Source organism: Ruegeria sp. CE12 (assembly GCF_056537525.1).
In genome coordinates this window covers 87,952-105,766 of record NZ_JBQFRS010000007.1, presented here as the reverse complement: position 1 = coordinate 105,766, position 17,815 = coordinate 87,952, and the positions used below count along the sequence as shown (strand labels likewise).

Annotated in this window: 16 protein-coding genes; 12 read left to right on the top strand and 4 right to left on the bottom strand. The window is 54.6% G+C overall.

All coding sequences use genetic code 11. The features are described 5' to 3' along the window. Positions 1-4: 4 nt before the first annotated feature. The 12 genes from ACR0IO_RS16395 to ACR0IO_RS16340 all read left to right on the top strand — a co-directional run bounded on the left by ACR0IO_RS16395 (position 5) and on the right by ACR0IO_RS16340 (position 12,601). Positions 5-1,171 carry an aromatic ring-hydroxylating oxygenase subunit alpha gene (locus tag ACR0IO_RS16395; protein WP_480742658.1) on the top strand — a complete coding sequence of 389 codons (1,167 nt, stop codon included), beginning with the start codon at positions 5-7 and terminating at the stop codon, positions 1,169-1,171. 1 nt (position 1,172) lies between these two features. After that, a complete protein-coding gene (locus tag ACR0IO_RS16390) occupies positions 1,173-2,285 on the top strand; it encodes an aromatic ring-hydroxylating oxygenase subunit alpha (RefSeq protein ID WP_480742657.1) in 1,113 nt (370 codons plus the stop codon). Between the two features lie 12 nt (positions 2,286-2,297). Further along, positions 2,298-2,717: a RidA family protein gene (locus ACR0IO_RS16385; RefSeq protein ID WP_480742656.1), complete on the top strand. Its 420-nt coding sequence runs from the start codon at positions 2,298-2,300 to the stop codon at positions 2,715-2,717. Continuing rightward, the gene (locus ACR0IO_RS16380; protein WP_480742655.1) at positions 2,714-3,388 is read left to right on the top strand and encodes a DUF1028 domain-containing protein; all 675 of its coding nucleotides are present in this window, start codon (positions 2,714-2,716) and stop codon (positions 3,386-3,388) included. Before ACR0IO_RS16385 ends, ACR0IO_RS16380 begins: the two co-directional genes overlap by 4 nt. A 71-nt stretch (positions 3,389-3,459) precedes the next feature. Then, the gene (locus ACR0IO_RS16375) at positions 3,460-4,359 is read left to right on the top strand and encodes a LysR family transcriptional regulator (protein ID WP_170336072.1); all 900 of its coding nucleotides are present in this window, start codon (positions 3,460-3,462) and stop codon (positions 4,357-4,359) included. Between the two features lie 419 nt (positions 4,360-4,778). Continuing rightward, positions 4,779-6,131, top strand: a complete 1,353-nt coding sequence (locus ACR0IO_RS16370; protein ID WP_480742654.1) for an ABC transporter substrate-binding protein — start codon at positions 4,779-4,781, stop codon at positions 6,129-6,131. 62 nt (positions 6,132-6,193) lie between these two features. Then, entirely contained in the window at positions 6,194-7,495 is a 1,302-nt protein-coding gene (locus ACR0IO_RS16365; protein ID WP_480742653.1) for a carbohydrate ABC transporter permease, read from the top strand. 9 nt (positions 7,496-7,504) lie between these two features. Next, positions 7,505-8,332 (top strand): carbohydrate ABC transporter permease, encoded by an 828-nt coding sequence (locus ACR0IO_RS16360; RefSeq protein WP_480742652.1) that lies wholly within the window; start codon positions 7,505-7,507, stop codon positions 8,330-8,332. Next, complete coding sequence (locus ACR0IO_RS16355; protein WP_480742651.1) at positions 8,332-9,381, top strand: ABC transporter ATP-binding protein; 1,050 nt, start codon at positions 8,332-8,334, stop codon at positions 9,379-9,381. Before ACR0IO_RS16360 ends, ACR0IO_RS16355 begins: the two co-directional genes overlap by 1 nt. After that, a complete protein-coding gene (locus ACR0IO_RS16350; protein ID WP_480742650.1) occupies positions 9,381-10,802 on the top strand; it encodes a glycerophosphodiester phosphodiesterase family protein in 1,422 nt (473 codons plus the stop codon). Before ACR0IO_RS16355 ends, ACR0IO_RS16350 begins: the two co-directional genes overlap by 1 nt. After that, a complete protein-coding gene (locus ACR0IO_RS16345; RefSeq protein WP_480742649.1) occupies positions 10,795-11,814 on the top strand; it encodes a LacI family DNA-binding transcriptional regulator in 1,020 nt (339 codons plus the stop codon). The genes ACR0IO_RS16350 and ACR0IO_RS16345 overlap by 8 nt, the downstream gene beginning before the upstream one ends. Then, complete coding sequence (locus tag ACR0IO_RS16340; protein WP_480742648.1) at positions 11,807-12,601, top strand: inositol monophosphatase family protein; 795 nt, start codon at positions 11,807-11,809, stop codon at positions 12,599-12,601. The genes ACR0IO_RS16345 and ACR0IO_RS16340 overlap by 8 nt, the downstream gene beginning before the upstream one ends. A gap of 269 nt (positions 12,602-12,870) precedes the next feature. Here ACR0IO_RS16340 and ACR0IO_RS16335 read toward each other — a convergent pair whose 3' ends face one another. From ACR0IO_RS16335 to ACR0IO_RS16320, 4 genes are all read right to left on the bottom strand, one after another. Next, on the bottom strand, positions 12,871-13,755 hold the full coding sequence (locus ACR0IO_RS16335) for a hypothetical protein (protein ID WP_480742647.1): 885 nt from the start codon (positions 13,753-13,755) through the stop codon (positions 12,871-12,873). A gap of 152 nt (positions 13,756-13,907) precedes the next feature. After that, entirely contained in the window at positions 13,908-15,203 is a 1,296-nt protein-coding gene (locus ACR0IO_RS16330; protein WP_480742646.1) for a gluzincin family metallopeptidase, read from the bottom strand. A 42-nt stretch (positions 15,204-15,245) separates the two neighbouring features. Further along, positions 15,246-16,586: a TfuA-like protein gene (locus ACR0IO_RS16325; RefSeq protein ID WP_480742645.1), complete on the bottom strand. Its 1,341-nt coding sequence runs from the start codon at positions 16,584-16,586 to the stop codon at positions 15,246-15,248. Next, complete coding sequence (locus ACR0IO_RS16320; protein WP_480742644.1) at positions 16,583-17,788, bottom strand: YcaO-like family protein; 1,206 nt, start codon at positions 17,786-17,788, stop codon at positions 16,583-16,585. The genes ACR0IO_RS16325 and ACR0IO_RS16320 overlap by 4 nt, the downstream gene beginning before the upstream one ends. Between the last annotated feature and the right edge of the window lie 27 nt (positions 17,789-17,815).

The window sequence follows — 17,815 nt, the reverse complement described above, 5'->3', positions numbered from 1 at the left end:
AAACATGACAGTTATGCATCCCATCGAGAACCCGGTCGAAGCATTGCGGGCCAATGTATCCGTCCCATTCGAACAGGCCCGGGCAATGCCGCCTTCCGTGTACTATTCGCAAGAGTTTCTGGAGGCCGAACTTGAAAACATCTTCAAGAAAGACTGGTTCTGCGTCGGTCGCGCCAGTTCGTTGTCAGAAGTTGGAGACTACGTAACCTGCGAACTGGCTGATCAACCGATCATCGTACTACGCGATCGGGATGGTGAATTGAGGGCTTTCTCGAATGTCTGTCGCCACCGTATGTCGACGCTGCTGCATGGACGGGGGCAAACCAAATCGATTGTTTGTCCCTACCACGCATGGACTTACAATCTGGATGGTTCGTTGCGCGGCGCGCCCGCAATGGCCGGAAACAAGGGGTTCTGCAAAAGCGATTATGCTCTGCCGGAAGTGTCGTGTGAGGAATGGCTGGGTTGGGTTTTCATAACCCTCAATCCCGACGCATCCCCGGTGGCCTCGCAACTTAAAGAAGTCGAGGATCTGGTCGCCGGATACGACATGACCAACTATACTGAGACCTTCTTTGAAGAACATCTGTGGGACACAAACTGGAAGGTGCTCGCAGAAAACTTCATGGAAAGTTATCACTTGCCGGTTTGTCACGCAGGAACCATCGGTGGGCTTTCACGGCTGGATGAAATGATTTGCCCGCCGGGTCGGAAAGCTTTCAATTATCACACGATCCTCAAGGATGAATCGCTGCGTATCGCGATGGCGCATCCCAAGAATGACCGCCTGCAGGGAGATGAGCGCCGAACGACCTTTCTATTGGCGATCTATCCGAGCCTACTGATCACACTAACGCCCGGATATTTCTGGTATCTGAGCTTGCACCCCAAGGGGCCGTCACAGGTACAGATCCGTTTCGGCGGAGGCATGTCCGATGATTATGCGGACGATACGGAGGCCCAGCAGAACCTGATCGACCTGAAAACATTGTTGGACGAAGTCAACGTCGAGGACCGTGGCTGCACAGAGAAGGTCTATCGCGGTCTTTGCGCGGATGGGGCCGAGCCCGGACATCTGTCGCATCTGGAACGGCCGAATTTCGACTTTGCACAATACCTGATGAACCGCATGGATTCCAGTTTTCAACCCAGAATAAAGGAGGGGGCCTGAGATGCACACCGAGCTTGCGAAACAGCTGCAAGAGATTGCGGCCCTGCCTGCGGACCGGCCGATGTCGATGCCCGGTGCATTTTACACCTCTGCATCGCAATTCGAACACGAAGCCGCGACTGTCCTGCGTCGTGGCTGGCATTGTCTAGGTCGTGCGGACGAGGTGCCTGAACCCGGTGATTTCTTTACCGTTCAGTTGTTGAACGAACCCTTGATCGTCGTGCGCAAAGCAGACGGAGATATCGCAGTTTTGGCAAATGTATGCCGGCATCGGGGTATGCCACTGGCCGAGGGCAGTGGATCGGCTAAACGGTTCATTTGCTCTTATCACGCCTGGGCGTATGACCTTGATGGATCTCTGATGCGGGCTGCGCGCATGAAGAATGCGGGTTTTGATGCCTCCAACTGTGGTCTGCACCGGCACAATATGCATTTGTGGAACGGGTTTATCTACGTAAGCCTGGACCCGCAAGCCCAGCCCTTTGAATATCCGGAGCTTGATGCATTGCTCGCCCCCTACGAAAGCGAGACGTTCCGTGTTGCCCATGTGGGAGAAGAGATTTGGAATACCAACTGGAAATGTCTCGTCGAGAATTTCATGGAAGGTTACCACCTGTCGGTCGTACACCCGGAAACGTTGCATGGTTACACCCCGACAGGTCTGGCACGGAAACTCTACGGAGGTGACGGCTTTACCTCATATGCTGCAAACTACCCCAAAGACATCCCTTCACGCGGCTTCGGCGCAGAAGGTCTTTCCGAGGATGAGCGTTTGCGGTCAACATTGTTTTCAGTGTTCCCAACGCAAGTTGCCAGCCAGGCGGCAAGTCTTCTTGTCTCGCTGAGTATTTTTCCGCTGAACGCTGAACAGATACGAGTCAAATGGACCCTGTCGGTTTACGGCGACGATCTGGATGAAGAAACAATCTCTAAGCGGGTTTCGCTATGGGAAGAGGTCAATCGTGAAGATCGGGAAAAGCTTGAAAGAATGCAAGTTGCCCTGAATTCTGAACACGCCTGTTCCGGACCTCTGGCAGAAGACAACTACGAAGGCACTATTCGGGACTTCCAGCTTTGGCTTGCCAAACAGGATCGCGTTCAGGCCGTGGCATAGCGGAGGCACTTGATGGCCCATACCCGAATTCGGAAATTCAATACGTCCGATACTTATCCTGAACAGAATCTGGACAATGACCTCTGTCAGGCCGTTGTGACCGAGGCCAGTGGCAAGATTGTCTGGCTACGGGGCCAATGTCCACAGAATCTGGACGACGCAGTAAACATCGACAGCCATGACCCGGTTGAGCAAACTCATAAGGTGATGCAGAACATTCGCCAGCTTATTGAAGAAGCAGGCGGAGACATGAGCCACCTCGTGAAAGTCGTGGTCTACATAACCGATGTCCGTCATCGCGAGGCGGTGTACCGCACCATGGGCGATTACATCAAAGGCGTACACCCGGTCTCGACCGGTCTGGTGGTTCAGGCGTTGGCCAGACCCGAATGGCTGGTTGAAATTGACGGGACTGCGGTGATCCCCGCATGACATTTTCCCTTGTTGCCCGCTGCGCTGAAACCGGCATGTTCGGTTTGGCTATATCATCGTCCTCTCCGGCTGTGGCAGCGCGCTGCTCTTTTGCACGCGCTGGTGTCGGGGCAGTAGCGTCTCAGAACGTGACGGACCCGACGCTGGGTCCACTCACGCTTGATCTGATGCAAAATGGCCTGTCCGCTCCCCAAGCGATCGACCAGATCGGTCGGCAGGGAAATTTCATGGAATATCGACAGGTATTGGCCATCGACACACAAGGACGCACGGCCATCCATTCAGGTGCCAACAGTCTGGGCATCTGGACCCAAGCCGAAGGTCGCGATGTAGCCTCTGGTGGCAATCTGCTGGCCAACGATGGTGTTCCCGCGGCCATCGTGGCTGGATTTGACGAATCTACCGGCCATATCGGTGATCGCCTGATTGCCGCAATGCGGGCGGGACTGAGAGCTGGAGGAGAGGCGGGACCTGTACACTCTGCCGGTCTCAAGATCGTCGACCGCCTTTCCTGGCCCATTGCTGATTTGCGCTGTGACTGGACCGAAGATTGTCCGATCGAAAACATCGCAACGGCTTGGGAAATCTACGCACCGCAGATTGATGCCTATGTCCAGCGCGCGCTCGACCCGCGCGAGGCGCCTTCTTACGGGGTGCCGGGTGACGATTGACCGGTTGCAATGGTGACTGGACGTCGGGTGGCCCTTGCTTCACCATGAGCAGGCCACTTGAAAGCTTGTACATGCCAATCAGATTCACGTTACGCCAGTTGGAGTATTTTGTTGCAGCCGGTGAGTGCGGCAGCATCGCCGCTGCGAGTCAAAAGCTTAACGTATCTTCGCCTTCGATCTCATCTGCGATAACACAATTGGAAACCGAGTTGGGTATCCCGCTATTTGTGCGCCAGCGGGCTCAGGGTCTGAAAATGACCGAGGCGGGAAGAACCCTTACCGGGCAAGCGCTTCTCATTCTCAATCAGGCGACTGAGTTGACGCGGATGGCCGCGACTGTCTCGAACACGGTTCAGGGTCCTTTGCGGTTGGGTTGCCTTGTATCATTTGCCCAGATTGTGGTTTCAGGCCTGCGCCGCAGCTTTGAAGCGCAATACCCGGATGTACATATGAGTCAGGTTGAACTGACTCAGAACGAAATATTCGCGGCCCTGCGACGCGCTGAAGTCGATCTGGCCCTCAGCTATGATCTGAACCTTCCACCTGATCTTGAGTTTCATCTGGTAAAGGAGTTGCCGCCATTCGCGTTACTGGCGCCGGAGCACCCGCTTGCCATCTGTGACAGCGTGACCGTTCATGATCTTGCGGCCTATCCGATGGTCCTGCTCGATTTGCCCATCAGTTCTGACTACTTCCTGTCGTTTTTCACCCGCGCAGGGCTACGACCAGTGATCAGTGAGCGAACGCGCGATATGGCCGTAATGCGAAGTCTGGTTGCCAATGGATTCGGGTATTCCATTGCGAATTTCCTTCCGCTGAACGATCTAGCACCAGATGGTAAGCCACTGAAATTCGTACCGATCGTCGGAGGAGTACCCCCGATAGCCATGGGTGTTCTGGGTGTGCCGGGCGCGACCAGCAGCAGCACCCACGCGGCTTTTGTCGAGCATTGTCGTGCAGAACTGATTTGAAGCGAAGTCACTGAACTAGGCTCAGGGACATTCTGACCGGGCAATCAAGTTCTGGGTATCAATCTCGATCAAACCCGATTCTCGAATCAATCGGACCTGAATATCTTCAAGCGACAAAGCCTTAGCATTTTGGTCCGTTCTGCACCCCAAAACGACCAAGCGCACGAAGGTCTGCATTCAAAAAATGATAAATTTGTTGACTATTTTGCACACGTGTTCAATTGTCGATTCCGCTGGAGGAGAGAGTCGGCGCTAGCTCGTTCCGACTGAAAACAACCAAATTACCACTATTCGACAGAGGAACCCTATCCTCGATAACAAACCTGGGCTCGTGTCACACTGGCTACATAAATAAATGATAGGGCAACTCATGCACACGTGTGCGATACTTGCGCTCACTAACCAAACAGGGGTTCCGCATGACCACATTCAAGTTTAAACGCGCTACAGCAGCATTGTTGCTGAGCACAATCGCCCTACCCGCTCTGGCCGAAGACGTGACGATCACAGTCTGGGCTGGGGGCTCGAACGATGCAGATGCCTATCGTATTGATGCCATTGAAATCGCCGCCGAAATGCTGGAGCGTGAAGCCGCCATTGAAGGCCGCGAGCTGAACATCACCGTCGAAGGTAAACGTGACTTTGGGGGCTGGGAAGAGTTCAAGCAGGGCGTGACCCTTGCGGCTGAAGCTGGCACTGCGCCGAACATTGTGGTCACCAGCCACCTCGATATCGCACCCTGGAGCCAGGCCGGTTACATCGTTCCCGCAGAGGATTATTTGGATTTCGACGCGTGGCCACTGAACGACATCTACCCCAACCTACTTGAGATCGCTGCCTATAATGGCATTCAGTGGGGCTTGCCGCAGGACGCAGAAAGCCGCCCATTCTTCTTCTGGAAGGACACCATGCGCGGTATCGGTTATTCCGACGAAGACATCGCTGCCCTGCCTGACAAAATCGCATCGGGTGAATACACTCTTCAAAACGTCTTGGAAGATGCGAAGAAAGCAGTGGATGCTGGCCTTGTAGAAGAGGGTTACGGCTTTTACCCTCGGCCATCGAACGGTCCGGACTATGCTCAGTTCTACCAGTCTTTTGGTGGGCAGTTGCAGGATCCTGAGACAGGCAAGCTGGTCTTAGACAAGGCCGCGATGGAAGCATTCTACCAGTTTTTCGCCGATGCAGTGGATGCAGGTATCACGCGCAAAAACCACCTGGGTACTGACTGGGGCCAGTGGTACAGCGAAGTGGCGAACGGAAAAGCCGCGACGTGGCATGGCGGTACATGGCACTACGCCCGCTATACCGGCAAGGAAGGCAACGAAGACTTCTTCGGTACCATCGAGTTTTCTCTGATCCCGGCAGGCAACGAAAACGGCCGCGCCAACACCATCACTCACCCGCTGGTCTATCTGGTGACAGATCAGGAAAACGACGATCACGAGGACATCGCCGCACAACTGGTCAAAATCGCTTCAGAACCGCGCCTGAACTCGCTGCATGCGATCAAATCGGCGCATCTGGGCATCGGTCAACAGCAGTCGAACATCGAGCTTTACGCCAATGACCGCTGGGCCTCGGAAGCGACCGAACGCCTGCTGGTCAGCGCCAACGCACAGCCGAACAACCTGGACTACGGCGCGTTTTCAGAAGCCATGTTCAAGGGGCTCGAGGCGGCCTGGACGGGTGTGAAATCCCCAGCAGACGCGGTTGCCGAGTTGGAATCCGAGTTGAACGCGAAATTGGGCGACAACCTGATCGTCCGCTAAGTTTCCTCCCACTGGCTGGGGCGGGTTAGCCTGCCCTGGCCAACTTTTTCTCGGAGATTGCAATGCCCCGCTTCAATGCGCTTGGGTTCGGATTTCTTGCGCCCGCGATGATCGTGGTGACGCTGTTCTTTCTGGCCCCGGTCATCCTGACGGTATTCTTCGCCTTTACCAACATGTCCACATCAACGGGCATTACAGGTGGTGAATACCTGCTGACTCAATCCGATCTGCGCGAGGTGAAAGCCAGCGGTGTGTCGGAGGAAACCTATAACAAGCTGGAAAATGCCGGTTATGTCGTCGACGAAACCGGTCTGGCCCTTTTGGCCGAAGCGCGCGATCAGGCAACCGCAGATGAACTGTCAGATCTGCACGCTGGGGCACAGTTTTCATCGCGCCGGGATATGGAGCGTGCGCTCAAGGACTTGCGAGCAAATCGGATCCGTTCAACCCGGGATCGTAAGGCACTGGCCGAGCTTTTCACCTCGAGCGTGATGGATGAACGGTTTCAAACCGAAGAAGAGTTTCGAGCAGCCCTGACTGCAGCCAGCATCCCCGAGGCCGATCAAAACATCTTGGTTAAGGTTGCCTATACCGGCTGGGTCTGGACCACAGAGAATATGAAGTTGCTGTTCTCGCTGGACAGTTCCTGGCGCTATGCAATGAACTCACTGTTCTATGTTGTGTTTACATTGACGTTTAACGTGGGCTTCGGCCTGTTTCTGGCGATCTCGACCTTCTATCTGCCTTCTGGCATCGCCAACACCTTTCGCACCATCTGGTTTCTTCCGCGTATCCTGCCGCCGGTTTTGTATGTGCTGATGTGGTACTGGCTGACATGGGACACTGGAATCATTTCGTCCTTTATGAGTTGGTTCGGCGTCGCCCCCCGAAACTGGATGCTGGATACAGCGACAAATGCCTGGATCGTGGTGATCCTGATCAATGGATTTGTAGGCGCCTCTCTGGGGATGATCCTTTTCTCATCAGCGATCCGGACGATCCCTGCATCGATGCTCTATGCCTCTGAGGTGGATGGGGCCAATCGGTGGCAACAGATCCGCTATATCATCCTGCCGCAACTACGCTGGCCCATCCTGTTCACCTCGTCTTACCAGACACTCTCGCTGCTGACTTCGTTTGAATACATCCTGCTGGCCACTGATGGCGGCCCGGGTGGCGCGACCGAAGTTTGGGCTCTGGCCGCCTATCACACCGCTCTGAACAACTATGGCGGAAACCTGCAATACGGTCTCGGCGCAGCCTATGCGCTGGTGCTGGTGGTTATCGGCATCGTGACCAGCGCGTTGTACCTGCGGTTCTTCAACTTCAAAGACCTCGTGGCGAAGCCACGGATCGAGCAATAGGGGCCTGTCATGACTTCGAACTTTCGCTCGCTTCCGGTCATTGCGCTGCTTACGATCCTGTCGCTGCCACTGGTGATCATGTACGCCTTTACACTTGTGGACTCGATCACCGATGCGGAACCCGGCAGTCTGATACCTTCGGAGTTCACCTTTCACCACTGGCGGTTCCTTTGGGATGACACCACTGGGCGGGGATCAGTGTGGATCGCAACGATCAACACCTTCATCTTTGCGGGTTCCACAGCGGCCATCGTCTGTGCCACATCGCTGACCTCGGCCTATGCGCTGTCGCGTCTTAACTTCCCGGCACGGCGGTTCTTTCTGGCGGGTGTCATCATACTGCACGCGTTCCCGACGATCACCTTGATCATTGCGATCTTCCTGATCCTGCAATTCCTTGGCCTGTTCGACACGTTAATTGGTGTCATCATGGTCAAGGCCGCGTTGGAACTGCCCTTCGGCATCTGGGTCATGAAAGGTTTCTACGACACCGTCCCGTGGGAGATCGAGATGGCCGGTGTACAGGATGGCGCCAGCCGCTTCATGGTCTGGCGCAAGCTGGTACTGCCGCAGGTGCAGCCGGGCCTGTCTGCGCTGCTGATCTTTTCGTTCCTGTCGGGGTGGAGCGAATTCATCCTGCCGCTGGTGTTGGCTCCGGGCAGCGATGCCCAGGTTCTGTCGACCTACCTGGCGTACTTCCTGCTGGATGACAGTTTGGAAGTCGACTTCAACCTCTTTAAATCGGTGGGCCTGTTCTACGCACTGCCGGTAATCCTGATCTATCTGGTTTTCCAGAAAAAACTCATGAATATCTACGGCGGGGGCTCGAAAGGCTGATGCAACTTAGGCTCGAAAACTTCACCAAAACCTTCGACGGCCTTACCGTCATCGATAAGTTGAACCTTACGGTAGAGAGCGGTGAGATGATGGCGCTGCTGGGTCCATCTGGTTGCGGCAAGTCCACCACGCTGTTTACCATCTGCGGTATTCACCGGATGAATGGCGGTACGCTGCACTTCGGGGATCGCAATGTCTCGGACCTGCCCTCACAAAAGCGCAACGTAGGCGTGGTGTTCCAGAACTATGCGCTTTACCCGCATATGAACATTCGCGAGAATATTGCTTTCCCATTGCGCGTGCAGAAGCTGGATAACGCGACGATCACACGCAAGGTGGGCGAGATCGCCGAACTCGTACATATCCCTGAGCTTTTGAATCGTCGCCCGGCGCAACTATCGGGTGGTCAGCAGCAGCGCGTAGCCCTTGCCCGCGCGCTGGTTCGGCAGCCGGATGTGCTGTTGCTGGACGAACCGCTGGCCAACCTCGACGCCAAGCTGCGGCTTGAGATGCGCTCGGAAATCCGCCGCATTCAGCTGGAAACCGGCATTACCGCCATCCTCGTGACCCATGATCAGGTCGAAGCGATGTCAATGTGCGACCGCATCGCGTTGATGAAGGACGGCAAGATCGTGCAACTGAGCGAACCGGACCAGATGTACAACGATCCGGTTGATACCTTTGTGGCCGGGTTCCTTGGCAACCCGCCGATTTCATTCCTGGACGCTACTGTTGCTGATGGCCAGTTCCGCATTGGCGACAGCGGTATTGCTATTGCCGAGACACTAAGGCCGAAGGTCAATGGACAGGTGCAACTTGGCATCAGACCAGAGTATTTCGGCCCGCAATTCGGATCTGACCTGACTGGCAAGATCAGTTTCGTTGAAACGCAAGGGCGCGAAGATCTTTATAACGTTACCCTTCCCAACGGGTCGGTTCTGCGGTCGATCCAACCTGCTGGACCGCGTCTGAAACTGGGTGAGACCGTGAACTGGGGTATCGCCTCGGATCACGCATTGGCCTTTACACCCGAAGGAACGCGCATCTGATGTCGGATTGGTTGACCCCCTCCCGTCCCTTGTCGATCGCGCATCGCGGGGCCAGTGCCTATGCGCAGGAAAACACCCTGCCTGCATTTGCACTGGCCGCCGATCTAGGTGCGGACATGTGGGAGGTGGATCTGCACCTGACAGCAGATAATCAGATCATCGCTTTCCACGATTTTTCATTGGCAGACGGGCGCGCCCTTCGTCACCTCACATATGCAGAAATTCGGGCAGCAGTTCGTCAGGATGAGGCCCCTCTGTTGTCTCAGATCATCGAACTGGCACAGGATCGCTGCTGCGGTATTTATGCGGATATCAAGGCACCGGATGCAGCCGTACCGACATCAGAGTTGCTACAGTCCGTTGGGATAAAACGCGCTATTCTTGGTGCTTTTGATCCAACTGCGGTGCAAGCTCTGCGCGCTGCAGATTGCCCCTACCCTGTTGCTGTCCTGATACCAATCGGGATCGATCCATTCGAGATCGCAACCGAGGCAGATATCCTTCATCTATGCTGGGAGAAGCTGGAGCGCCCACAGGATCTGCTGGATGACGCCCTTTTTGAACGGTGCCGCAATACCGGACAGAAGGTTGTTCTTTGGCACGAAGAAGATCCGGTCCGAATGGCTGAGCTGCGCAACAAGCCGGTATTGGGAATCTGTTCGGATCGTCCCGAATTGGTCAATCCGATTGAGTTTCGCGACGGTTTGCAAGTCGTGTGTCACCGAGGCGCCAACAAAATCGCACCTGAAAACACCCTTGCCGCTGCGCACGCATGCTTTGCTGCGGGCTTTAGCCATGTCGAGATCGACGTCCATGTGACAGCCGATGATCAACTGGTGGTTTTGCACGACCCCACACTGGATCGCACCACTAACGGAAGCGGGCCAGTATGCGACCGGACCCTGGCAGAGCTACAATCGCTGAGCGCCGGGGATTGGTTTTCGCAGTTCTACGCCGAAGAAAAGATACCCACGCTTGATGAAGTGTTGGAGTTGGCCAAATCCTATGACGGCCATCTCTATATCGAGCTGAAATCGGCACCGGCGAAACTAGTCTGGGATCGCGTAACAGCTCACGACATGCAGGATCGGGTGTTTTTCTGGTCCTTCGTGTCTCAATCCTTGCACGACATGCGTGCGATTTCCTCCGAAGCAAACCTGATGATGCGCCGACAGGATTTTTCGAGTTTGGATGAGGCTTTGAATTGTCTGGCTCCAAAACTGATCGAATACACGATATCGGACGACTGGTCTGAATTTCCCAAGCTGCGCCAGCTCGGGATGCCCTTCATGATCGCTTACGGTGGCGACGAGAGCGAAACACTCGAGAAAATCGCTGACGCGAAGGCTGATTTGGTCAATCTTGATCAACCGTTTAGTTTTGCAGAGATTTGTCGCAAAAAGGGGTTGATCAGTGACTGACGAACCCAGAAAATCTGTTACTTCATTTGATGTCGCCCGCCGGGCTGGCGTTTCACGCTCGATGGTTTCAAGGGCGTTTACCGAAGGCGGGGCTATTTCGGACAAATCCCGCCAAAAGGTTCTGAAAGCTGCTGAAGAGTTAGGTTATCGCGTCAACTTTCTGGCGCGCGGTCTGCAAACGCGACAGTCCAATCTGGTTGGCATCGTCGCTTCATCTCTGGATACTCCGTTCCGTTCCCGACAGGTCAAAATTGCCGCGCAAGAGTTCATCAGCCACGGCTATCGCCCGATTTTGCTGACCGTAGACGCCCATGAAAGTGTCGAACAACTCATGTCGGTGCTGCTCAACTACAATGTTGCTGGCGTGATGGTGACATCAGCGACGCCGTCTTCAAAGATCATTCAGGAATGCCGCCGCCTGCGCATGCCCCTTGTCTTGATCAATCGCGGCACGAACCAGGACATCGCGGACACGGTTCAAATCGACGTACAACAAGCCGGAGAATTGGCATACACGATGCTCACCCGATCCGGTGCGGGTCGCTTGGCCGTGGTTCACCCTCAGGCATCGTCATATTCAGTGACCGGGCGCGCCCGCGCATTCATTGAGAAATGTCATGCCAAAGGCATCGAGGTTACGGAATTCATATCCTCCAGCCAAAGCTATGCAGCAGGATACGACGTAGCAGGAAACCTGGGTCTTTCGCTGGATCAGATCGATGGTGTGTTCTGCTCGACTGATCTGTTGGCCCTGGGTGTTCTGGACCGGCTTCGCGCGGACTGGAACACCCGGTTTCCCGAAGACCTGCAGGTGGTTGGCTGCGACGACATCGAACAGGCCAGTTGGGGGGCCTATCAGCTATCGACGATGCGGCAGGACGCTGAGGAACAAGTGCTTGCCGCCGTCACCCAGATGCTGGATCGCATCGAAAACCCCGACGCACCAATTCAAAACTACAATCAAAAACTGACACCGATTTTTCGGCAGACAACAATGAGCAGGCATGACTGACAATTTTGAAACCAAACTGGATTTTGCCAGATTTTTAGCTGTTGAAGCCGGCACCTTGGCTCGTGAGCTCTACCAAAACAAAGACCAGGATTTTGTTTCCGTCAAAGGTTTGCAGGATTTTGTGACAATTGCAGATCGCAAAGTCGAACAGCGCATTCGCGCCTTGATCAAGGAATACTACCCATCGGACGCAGTCTTGGGCGAAGAAGAAGGCCAATCCGGGCAAAGTGAGGCGATCTGGGTGGTCGATCCGATTGATGGCACGGCAAACTACATGAGAGGTTTGCCGGATTGGGCTGTCTCGATTGCATACTGCGAAAACGAAGAGATCATGGTTGGGGCAATTTATGCGCCTGACCGAGATGAGTTGTGCTGGGCTGCCAAAGATCAGGGCGCTTTCTGCAATGGGGTTGCAATTGAGGTTTCGAACTGCTGCCAACCCGACCAGGCAGTATTGTTGTTGGGTCGTTCATCTCGCAAACCGCTTCAGGAATATTTGGACATCGTGCAGCACACGGTTGATGCGAACATGGAGTATCGCCGCAATGGTTCGGCTGCTGTGAGTCTGATGTGGGTCGCTCAAGGACGTGCTGAGGGATATTACGAGGCTCATCTGAATGCTTGGGACGCACTGGCCGGTGTGTTGATCATTCGTGAGGCGGGCGGATTGGTGCGCTCTCAACCAGTTGCGGAGACGCTTGAGAATGGCAGCGAGATTCTGGCAATTGTTCCTGAACTAGAGCGGATCACGGTCGACACCATCATGCATCAGGATTTTGTTGCGTAAGCCCTGCCTCTTTGAAACGGAGAACCTCTAAGGAGTATCTCGCCACAAGGTGTCTGGTCGCACCACCGCTATGTGCAGCCGAAAGATTTTCCGCTGATCGAAGTAGCGAAACCACCCATACACGCAAGTCGGCTACCGCATTCGATGGTGCGCGCGGTGTTTGGTCCAATGATTTGATAGGGTGATCCAGCAAACAGCGTTTTAGGGGCGGATAATATGCCGCCCCTATTTGACAGCGCTACATCGGCAAGCGCAGCGCCATATGCAAGTTAATCTTCGGAGCCTCGAGCTCTTGCGCCACTGACCCGTGCACCGCTGACGCGAGCGCCGCTCACTCTTGCACCACTGACCCGTGCACCGCTAACACGTGCACCACTGACGCGGGCGCCGCTGACACCAGGCCCATCACCTCCGAAGCAGACATCCAACAGGACCTGTTCGAACTGGCCGGTCATCACATCCATACGAACGGTGAAATCAGCTTTGTTGTAGTTCCAGACCCGAATGTCGTCCGCAAACTGAAAATCGGCAGCGGCAATCCCGGTAAGGTTGGGGTTGTTTGGCGCACGCGATGCCAGATTGCCCGGCGCGTTGTCGTCAGACCCCTCTTTGTTGACGAAATCTCCGTCACCATGCACGAGGAAAATGGTGGGCTCAGGCAATTCGTAATATGCGCCCTCGAATGCAAACCCGTATATTCTGGCCAATTGTCCGCCATCAAGGAACTGATCACCAAGGAAATTGTTCACACCTTTGCCCCGGCGGCGTTTACCTTTGAATTCGAACTTCTGATGTTCCGCTGCTGCGGTGACATCATCGGTCTGTTGCCAGAACGTGCGCTTGTGCTTTGACCCCTTTTTGACAAATACAAAGTCACCCTTCGGCTCTAACCTCCGATTGCCCAGAACGAGAGAGCCGCCCGAGTTCTGAACCCGGTAAACTCCTGAGACATCAACATCATTGATCTGAACCAGAACTTTGTTACCAACCTCAACGGTCACATCGTCAATCACACCACTTGTGATGGTGGGCAGTGAGGTGACGCCATCGTCAATAATGGCAACACGGACCCGTGTGTCTTTCTTGAGTTTGAGATCATCTACAGCGCGGCCAAACAAAAGCACTTCTGAAAAACTGAGCAACGACTCAGACATATCACTTTCTCCCAATTACGGGATTGGCGAAGTCCGAGACTGCGCCCCCCCCTCTTTGAGGCCCGATCAATTCGGACCAAATGTTTCATAAGAATTCACCCGCGTATTAAATGCCACAAAATGCGCGCAAAACAAAGCAATTTACGTTCGGGTCAATTTGGTATTTTTGTTCGTACAGAGTTTGCATGACTATTTTCTTCAGCTTCAGGCAGTCGGGGACCCGCTGTTGTTATACCAATTTCACGCATTCTGAAGTTGCCTTCGATGATATTTCGGAACGCGCCACCGGTGATTTCCTGATCAACTGCAAGCAGGGCTTTTTCGACTCCGAAATAGCTTAGCATATCAGCGTCAAGCTTCTCCCAGGTGTCGGCCAGATAAGTGCCAAGATAGTCGCGCGCTTCCAACAAGGCGATGCGAAACCCTTCAGGATTTTGCTCATAGCGCGCATCAAAGATATTTTGCATCACCTCGTTGTAGTCTGGGGAATCTTCGAGTTTGTCCGACAGATCCTCTTCCTCGGCTGAGATCAGTCCATGCAGCAGCAAGCGCTCATGATAGATGTCTACGAAGATATCAAACATTGCGCCGGTCAAAGGCTCGGAAAGATCGTGTTCACTTGACCAGCCACCTGCGAATTCGGACAGGACCCTGTCATTGGCGGCAGTCCGAATCTGGGCGTTCTCGGACAGTTCCGCAAATCGGTTTAAGCGGTTGAACGTATAGAGATTTCCACGGGTGTTTCTCAGCAGATCGTCCACAACAGATCCAAAATGCAGGGACGCCAGCAAGGCAACCATGTCCGCCGCAGATTCATGGAACCCATAATATTCTCCGGATGCATCTTCGGTCGACGGCATCCCAATGACACTATAGATGATCGCATGCCCAATCTCATGCGCGACAACATCAAAGTTCAGGCTGTAGGGTCGGTATTCATTGCCATGCTCATGTGTGCCTCCGGTTTCCAGGAAGCCCCACCCGATATGAGCATTGTCGAGACTGGGAAGTAGTGACAGCTCCAAACGATCGAAATCGCGCGCAAAATGCCAGGGGATCGGTCGCCCGAAATAACCCTCCCAGACATCCATCGTGAAATGTGCCGAGCCGAATAGATGAGCCGCCTCGAACCCGGGATCGCCGGGTTGGACATGGATGAAATTGCCGTCCTCATCCGGAGACGGAGGCGGTTGTATATAACCATCCCAAGGGGGCAGGTACATTTGCGGGCCATGCGGTCCCTGGATGTTCGCACCGTATGGAGTCGTCTTGCCGACCGGATCGACTGTGTACATGCGTGGGCCCGCAGGGCCGGGACCAATCGAACCGGGTGGAGCAGAGATCTCCACCAATTCCGGCACAGCATTGGATTCAAGAAAGGGCGATTGCGGATACAGTAGGAACCGGGTACCCGGCGCTTCGTCCTCCATCTGTTCGGGCCAGTTCATAAATTCCCTTCCCGCGTCGCGCAGGTGCCATTCAGTTACCGCCTATTCGGCAGGTTTCTTTTGGTCCGAGTCGACATCCATTTGGCAAAACAAAAATTCAGCTTCAATCAAGTCATAAAACGCTTCGCGGCCTGAGAGACCAACCGAAGCTGCGTATGATTCAAGATCATCAGGGACCTCTCGGTCAAGATGTGTTTCAAAATACCACATCAGCATCCGCAATCGATCGGCCCCTGCGTGAGAGCTTCCTGACGGTACACGAGAGCCGTATTCTGCTTTGCGCATCGCTCGGTCTCGCAAGTCTGAGTAACCACCCGACCGGCGCAGTTCTACCAGCAGCGTGGCACCGAGCTTGTCGGTGCGTTCAGAAATCATCCTGTCAACGCGGGAGGCATCGGCCAGCATTCCCTCGTAGCCGTCTGCGGTCAGATCGTTCACTTCGAGCCAGCGCATCAGATCTGCGTGTTGGGACAAACCTTCTTTGGTCCGATGGGCCGACATTTGTTTAACCAGTGCATCGCGATCAGGTTGTTGATCGCGCCTTTTCGCCTCTTCTCGGGCCAAAAGGCTGAGGGTGGCGCGCTCTCGCAAAGTTGCGAAGAGATCGGGTTGCAATCGAATTTCGTTCAATACGGCATCATTGACAGCGCGATCAGAACTTGGCTCAGCATCAATACGCGCGCGCAGGCTCTGCCACATTAGCGAGCGCTCAGTTCGAACTGCGAATAGACCGCTAGAAGCGCTTTCCTCCAGATGTTGAGACATCCGAACCAGCATCGCGCGCGCGTCATCGCCTTTGGCATCCACACGACCAACAGGCAGCCAATCGATAAACTCGATCATCCCAGGCAATTCTCGCTTCGAATGCCCGATATCTTTCCAGATACGGTCACGATAGTTCAGGGCCTTTGCTACGCGCAGCACTTCTGTCGCGGTCTCGTGCGGTAGCACGCCTTCGTCGCATGCGCGATCGACTGTCGCCCTGATCGAAACCATCGGTTCACTCAACGGCATGAACCCAAGCTCGGCCGGACCGTGCACCACTGCGACTTCATCATCATCAGTCAGCGTGCCGTTGTGATATTCTTCATAGATGCGCCCGACCCCGATCATTCCGAAATCAGCAAGTTCCGCAGCACGCAAGGCCCCCATGCTGGCGCTGCCAAACACTGGAATGCCCTGCTCCATCGCCCAGAGGATTTCTTTGTGCCAGACAGATGGCACTCCTTCAAAAAAGCCGTCAATGATCCCGATCGCGCGCGGGTTTTCCCGAACGACGCGATATACGTCACCCTGCCTTACTGGTGGCAAAACTGTTGCGTCCAGAAACTCGGAAACCGCATCAGCCGTTAAGGTCGGGCCTGTAAACACAAATACGGTCATATTGCCTGCCCCATCACGCGCTGCGCCCGAGGACCGGGTATATAATCAGGTTCGTCATGCGGTGCTTCCAGGCCTGGTACAACAGCCCGGATAACAGCGATGTCGTATTCGGTTCGGGACAGGTTCACTGTCACAACCTGAGAGATCCCAACAGCTTTCAGGCGCGTTAACAACAGGTTGAGGTCATCTTCGAATGAAGAGGTCACATGAGTCGGGCAATCACGGAACGACTTTGCAGGTTGAGCTTGATCAATCAGCTCGCGAACGTAGCGGCATCGATCGTTCTGCGCTGCATCTGTAAACTCCTCGGGGTCCAGATCATCGCGCGCACCGGAGATATAGGTCAGTCGGGTTTGCGCCGCTTCTGTCAGTGCACGCAACAATGCAATCGCGCGATCAGGGTGGCACCCGTCGCCAATGCCGATATGTCCCGATTTGCCATCAGCTTCGCAGATCACACAACGGAAACTGGCGATGCCTATATCGGATGTTGTATCCCAGATCCCCAACTCCAGATCCGCAGCCTCAATCTGTTCCATCGCCTGAATACATCGTTGGTCGTCAACGCTGTTGGGATCCAGACGCTCAGTCGCAGGTTGATGGTTCCATAAGGTCGTGGCATCACGTTCGATCAGTTCGCATATGGCGTGGCAGCTCGCCTCGATTTTACAGTTCCCCGAAGCCAGCCCATTGGTTGTTCTGGGAAAGGCCGCCTGCCCTCCCATCGGGGCCGAAGTGTAGTCCGTATCTACCATTTCAAGTGGAACCCAGCACGGACGGTCAGCACTCAGGTCCTCGCCCTCAACCCAGACCGTGTTGCGATCAGGATCGAACCGACCACCAGACACACGAGGTAGAGCATAAGCATCAACCACATGCTCTTTTTCAACAAGATCGTTATATCGGGCAAGGCGTTGCGGCAGATCCACCTGCTCTGCGTGCCATGACTCAATGGCTTCCATGACGCCCGAGGCTTCGGCCGCGCGCAGAGACAAACCCTTGCCGAGCGACACCGCAACCGAGCGCGAGTTTGGTCTTGCAACCATCACAGTGGGTAATCCAACCCGATCCAGCCCGGTCAGATTTGCGATGCGAGTGATCCCCATCTCTTTGAGAAAGGGCCTGACGATTTCGAGGGTTTGTTCCGGGTCGCGTAATCGGTGCGTATCAAGCACATAGTGCTTTCGTGAAGTTTCTGGCATTTGCCGGCCTTACAAATTCATAACATT

Excerpts from the sequence above, each read along its gene's own strand:
- ACR0IO_RS16395 (WP_480742658.1), top strand. The coding sequence starts at position 5 with ATGACAGTTATGCATCCCATCGAGAACCCGGTCGAAGCATTGCGGGCC.
- ACR0IO_RS16390 (WP_480742657.1), top strand. The coding sequence starts at position 1,173 with ATGCACACCGAGCTTGCGAAACAGCTGCAAGAGATTGCGGCCCTGCCT.
- ACR0IO_RS16385 (WP_480742656.1), top strand. The coding sequence starts at position 2,298 with ATGGCCCATACCCGAATTCGGAAATTCAATACGTCCGATACTTATCCT.
- ACR0IO_RS16380 (WP_480742655.1), top strand. The coding sequence starts at position 2,714 with ATGACATTTTCCCTTGTTGCCCGCTGCGCTGAAACCGGCATGTTCGGT.
- ACR0IO_RS16375 (WP_170336072.1), top strand. The coding sequence starts at position 3,460 with ATGCCAATCAGATTCACGTTACGCCAGTTGGAGTATTTTGTTGCAGCC.
- ACR0IO_RS16370 (WP_480742654.1), top strand. The coding sequence starts at position 4,779 with ATGACCACATTCAAGTTTAAACGCGCTACAGCAGCATTGTTGCTGAGC.
- ACR0IO_RS16365 (WP_480742653.1), top strand. The coding sequence starts at position 6,194 with ATGCCCCGCTTCAATGCGCTTGGGTTCGGATTTCTTGCGCCCGCGATG.
- ACR0IO_RS16360 (WP_480742652.1), top strand. The coding sequence starts at position 7,505 with ATGACTTCGAACTTTCGCTCGCTTCCGGTCATTGCGCTGCTTACGATC.
- ACR0IO_RS16355 (WP_480742651.1), top strand. The coding sequence starts at position 8,332 with ATGCAACTTAGGCTCGAAAACTTCACCAAAACCTTCGACGGCCTTACC.
- ACR0IO_RS16350 (WP_480742650.1), top strand. The coding sequence starts at position 9,381 with ATGTCGGATTGGTTGACCCCCTCCCGTCCCTTGTCGATCGCGCATCGC.
- ACR0IO_RS16340 (WP_480742648.1), top strand. The coding sequence starts at position 11,807 with ATGACTGACAATTTTGAAACCAAACTGGATTTTGCCAGATTTTTAGCT.
- ACR0IO_RS16335 (WP_480742647.1), bottom strand. The coding sequence starts at position 13,755 with ATGTCTGAGTCGTTGCTCAGTTTTTCAGAAGTGCTTTTGTTTGGCCGC.
- ACR0IO_RS16330 (WP_480742646.1), bottom strand. The coding sequence starts at position 15,203 with ATGAACTGGCCCGAACAGATGGAGGACGAAGCGCCGGGTACCCGGTTC.
- ACR0IO_RS16325 (WP_480742645.1), bottom strand. The coding sequence starts at position 16,586 with ATGACCGTATTTGTGTTTACAGGCCCGACCTTAACGGCTGATGCGGTT.
- ACR0IO_RS16320 (WP_480742644.1), bottom strand. The coding sequence starts at position 17,788 with ATGCCAGAAACTTCACGAAAGCACTATGTGCTTGATACGCACCGATTA.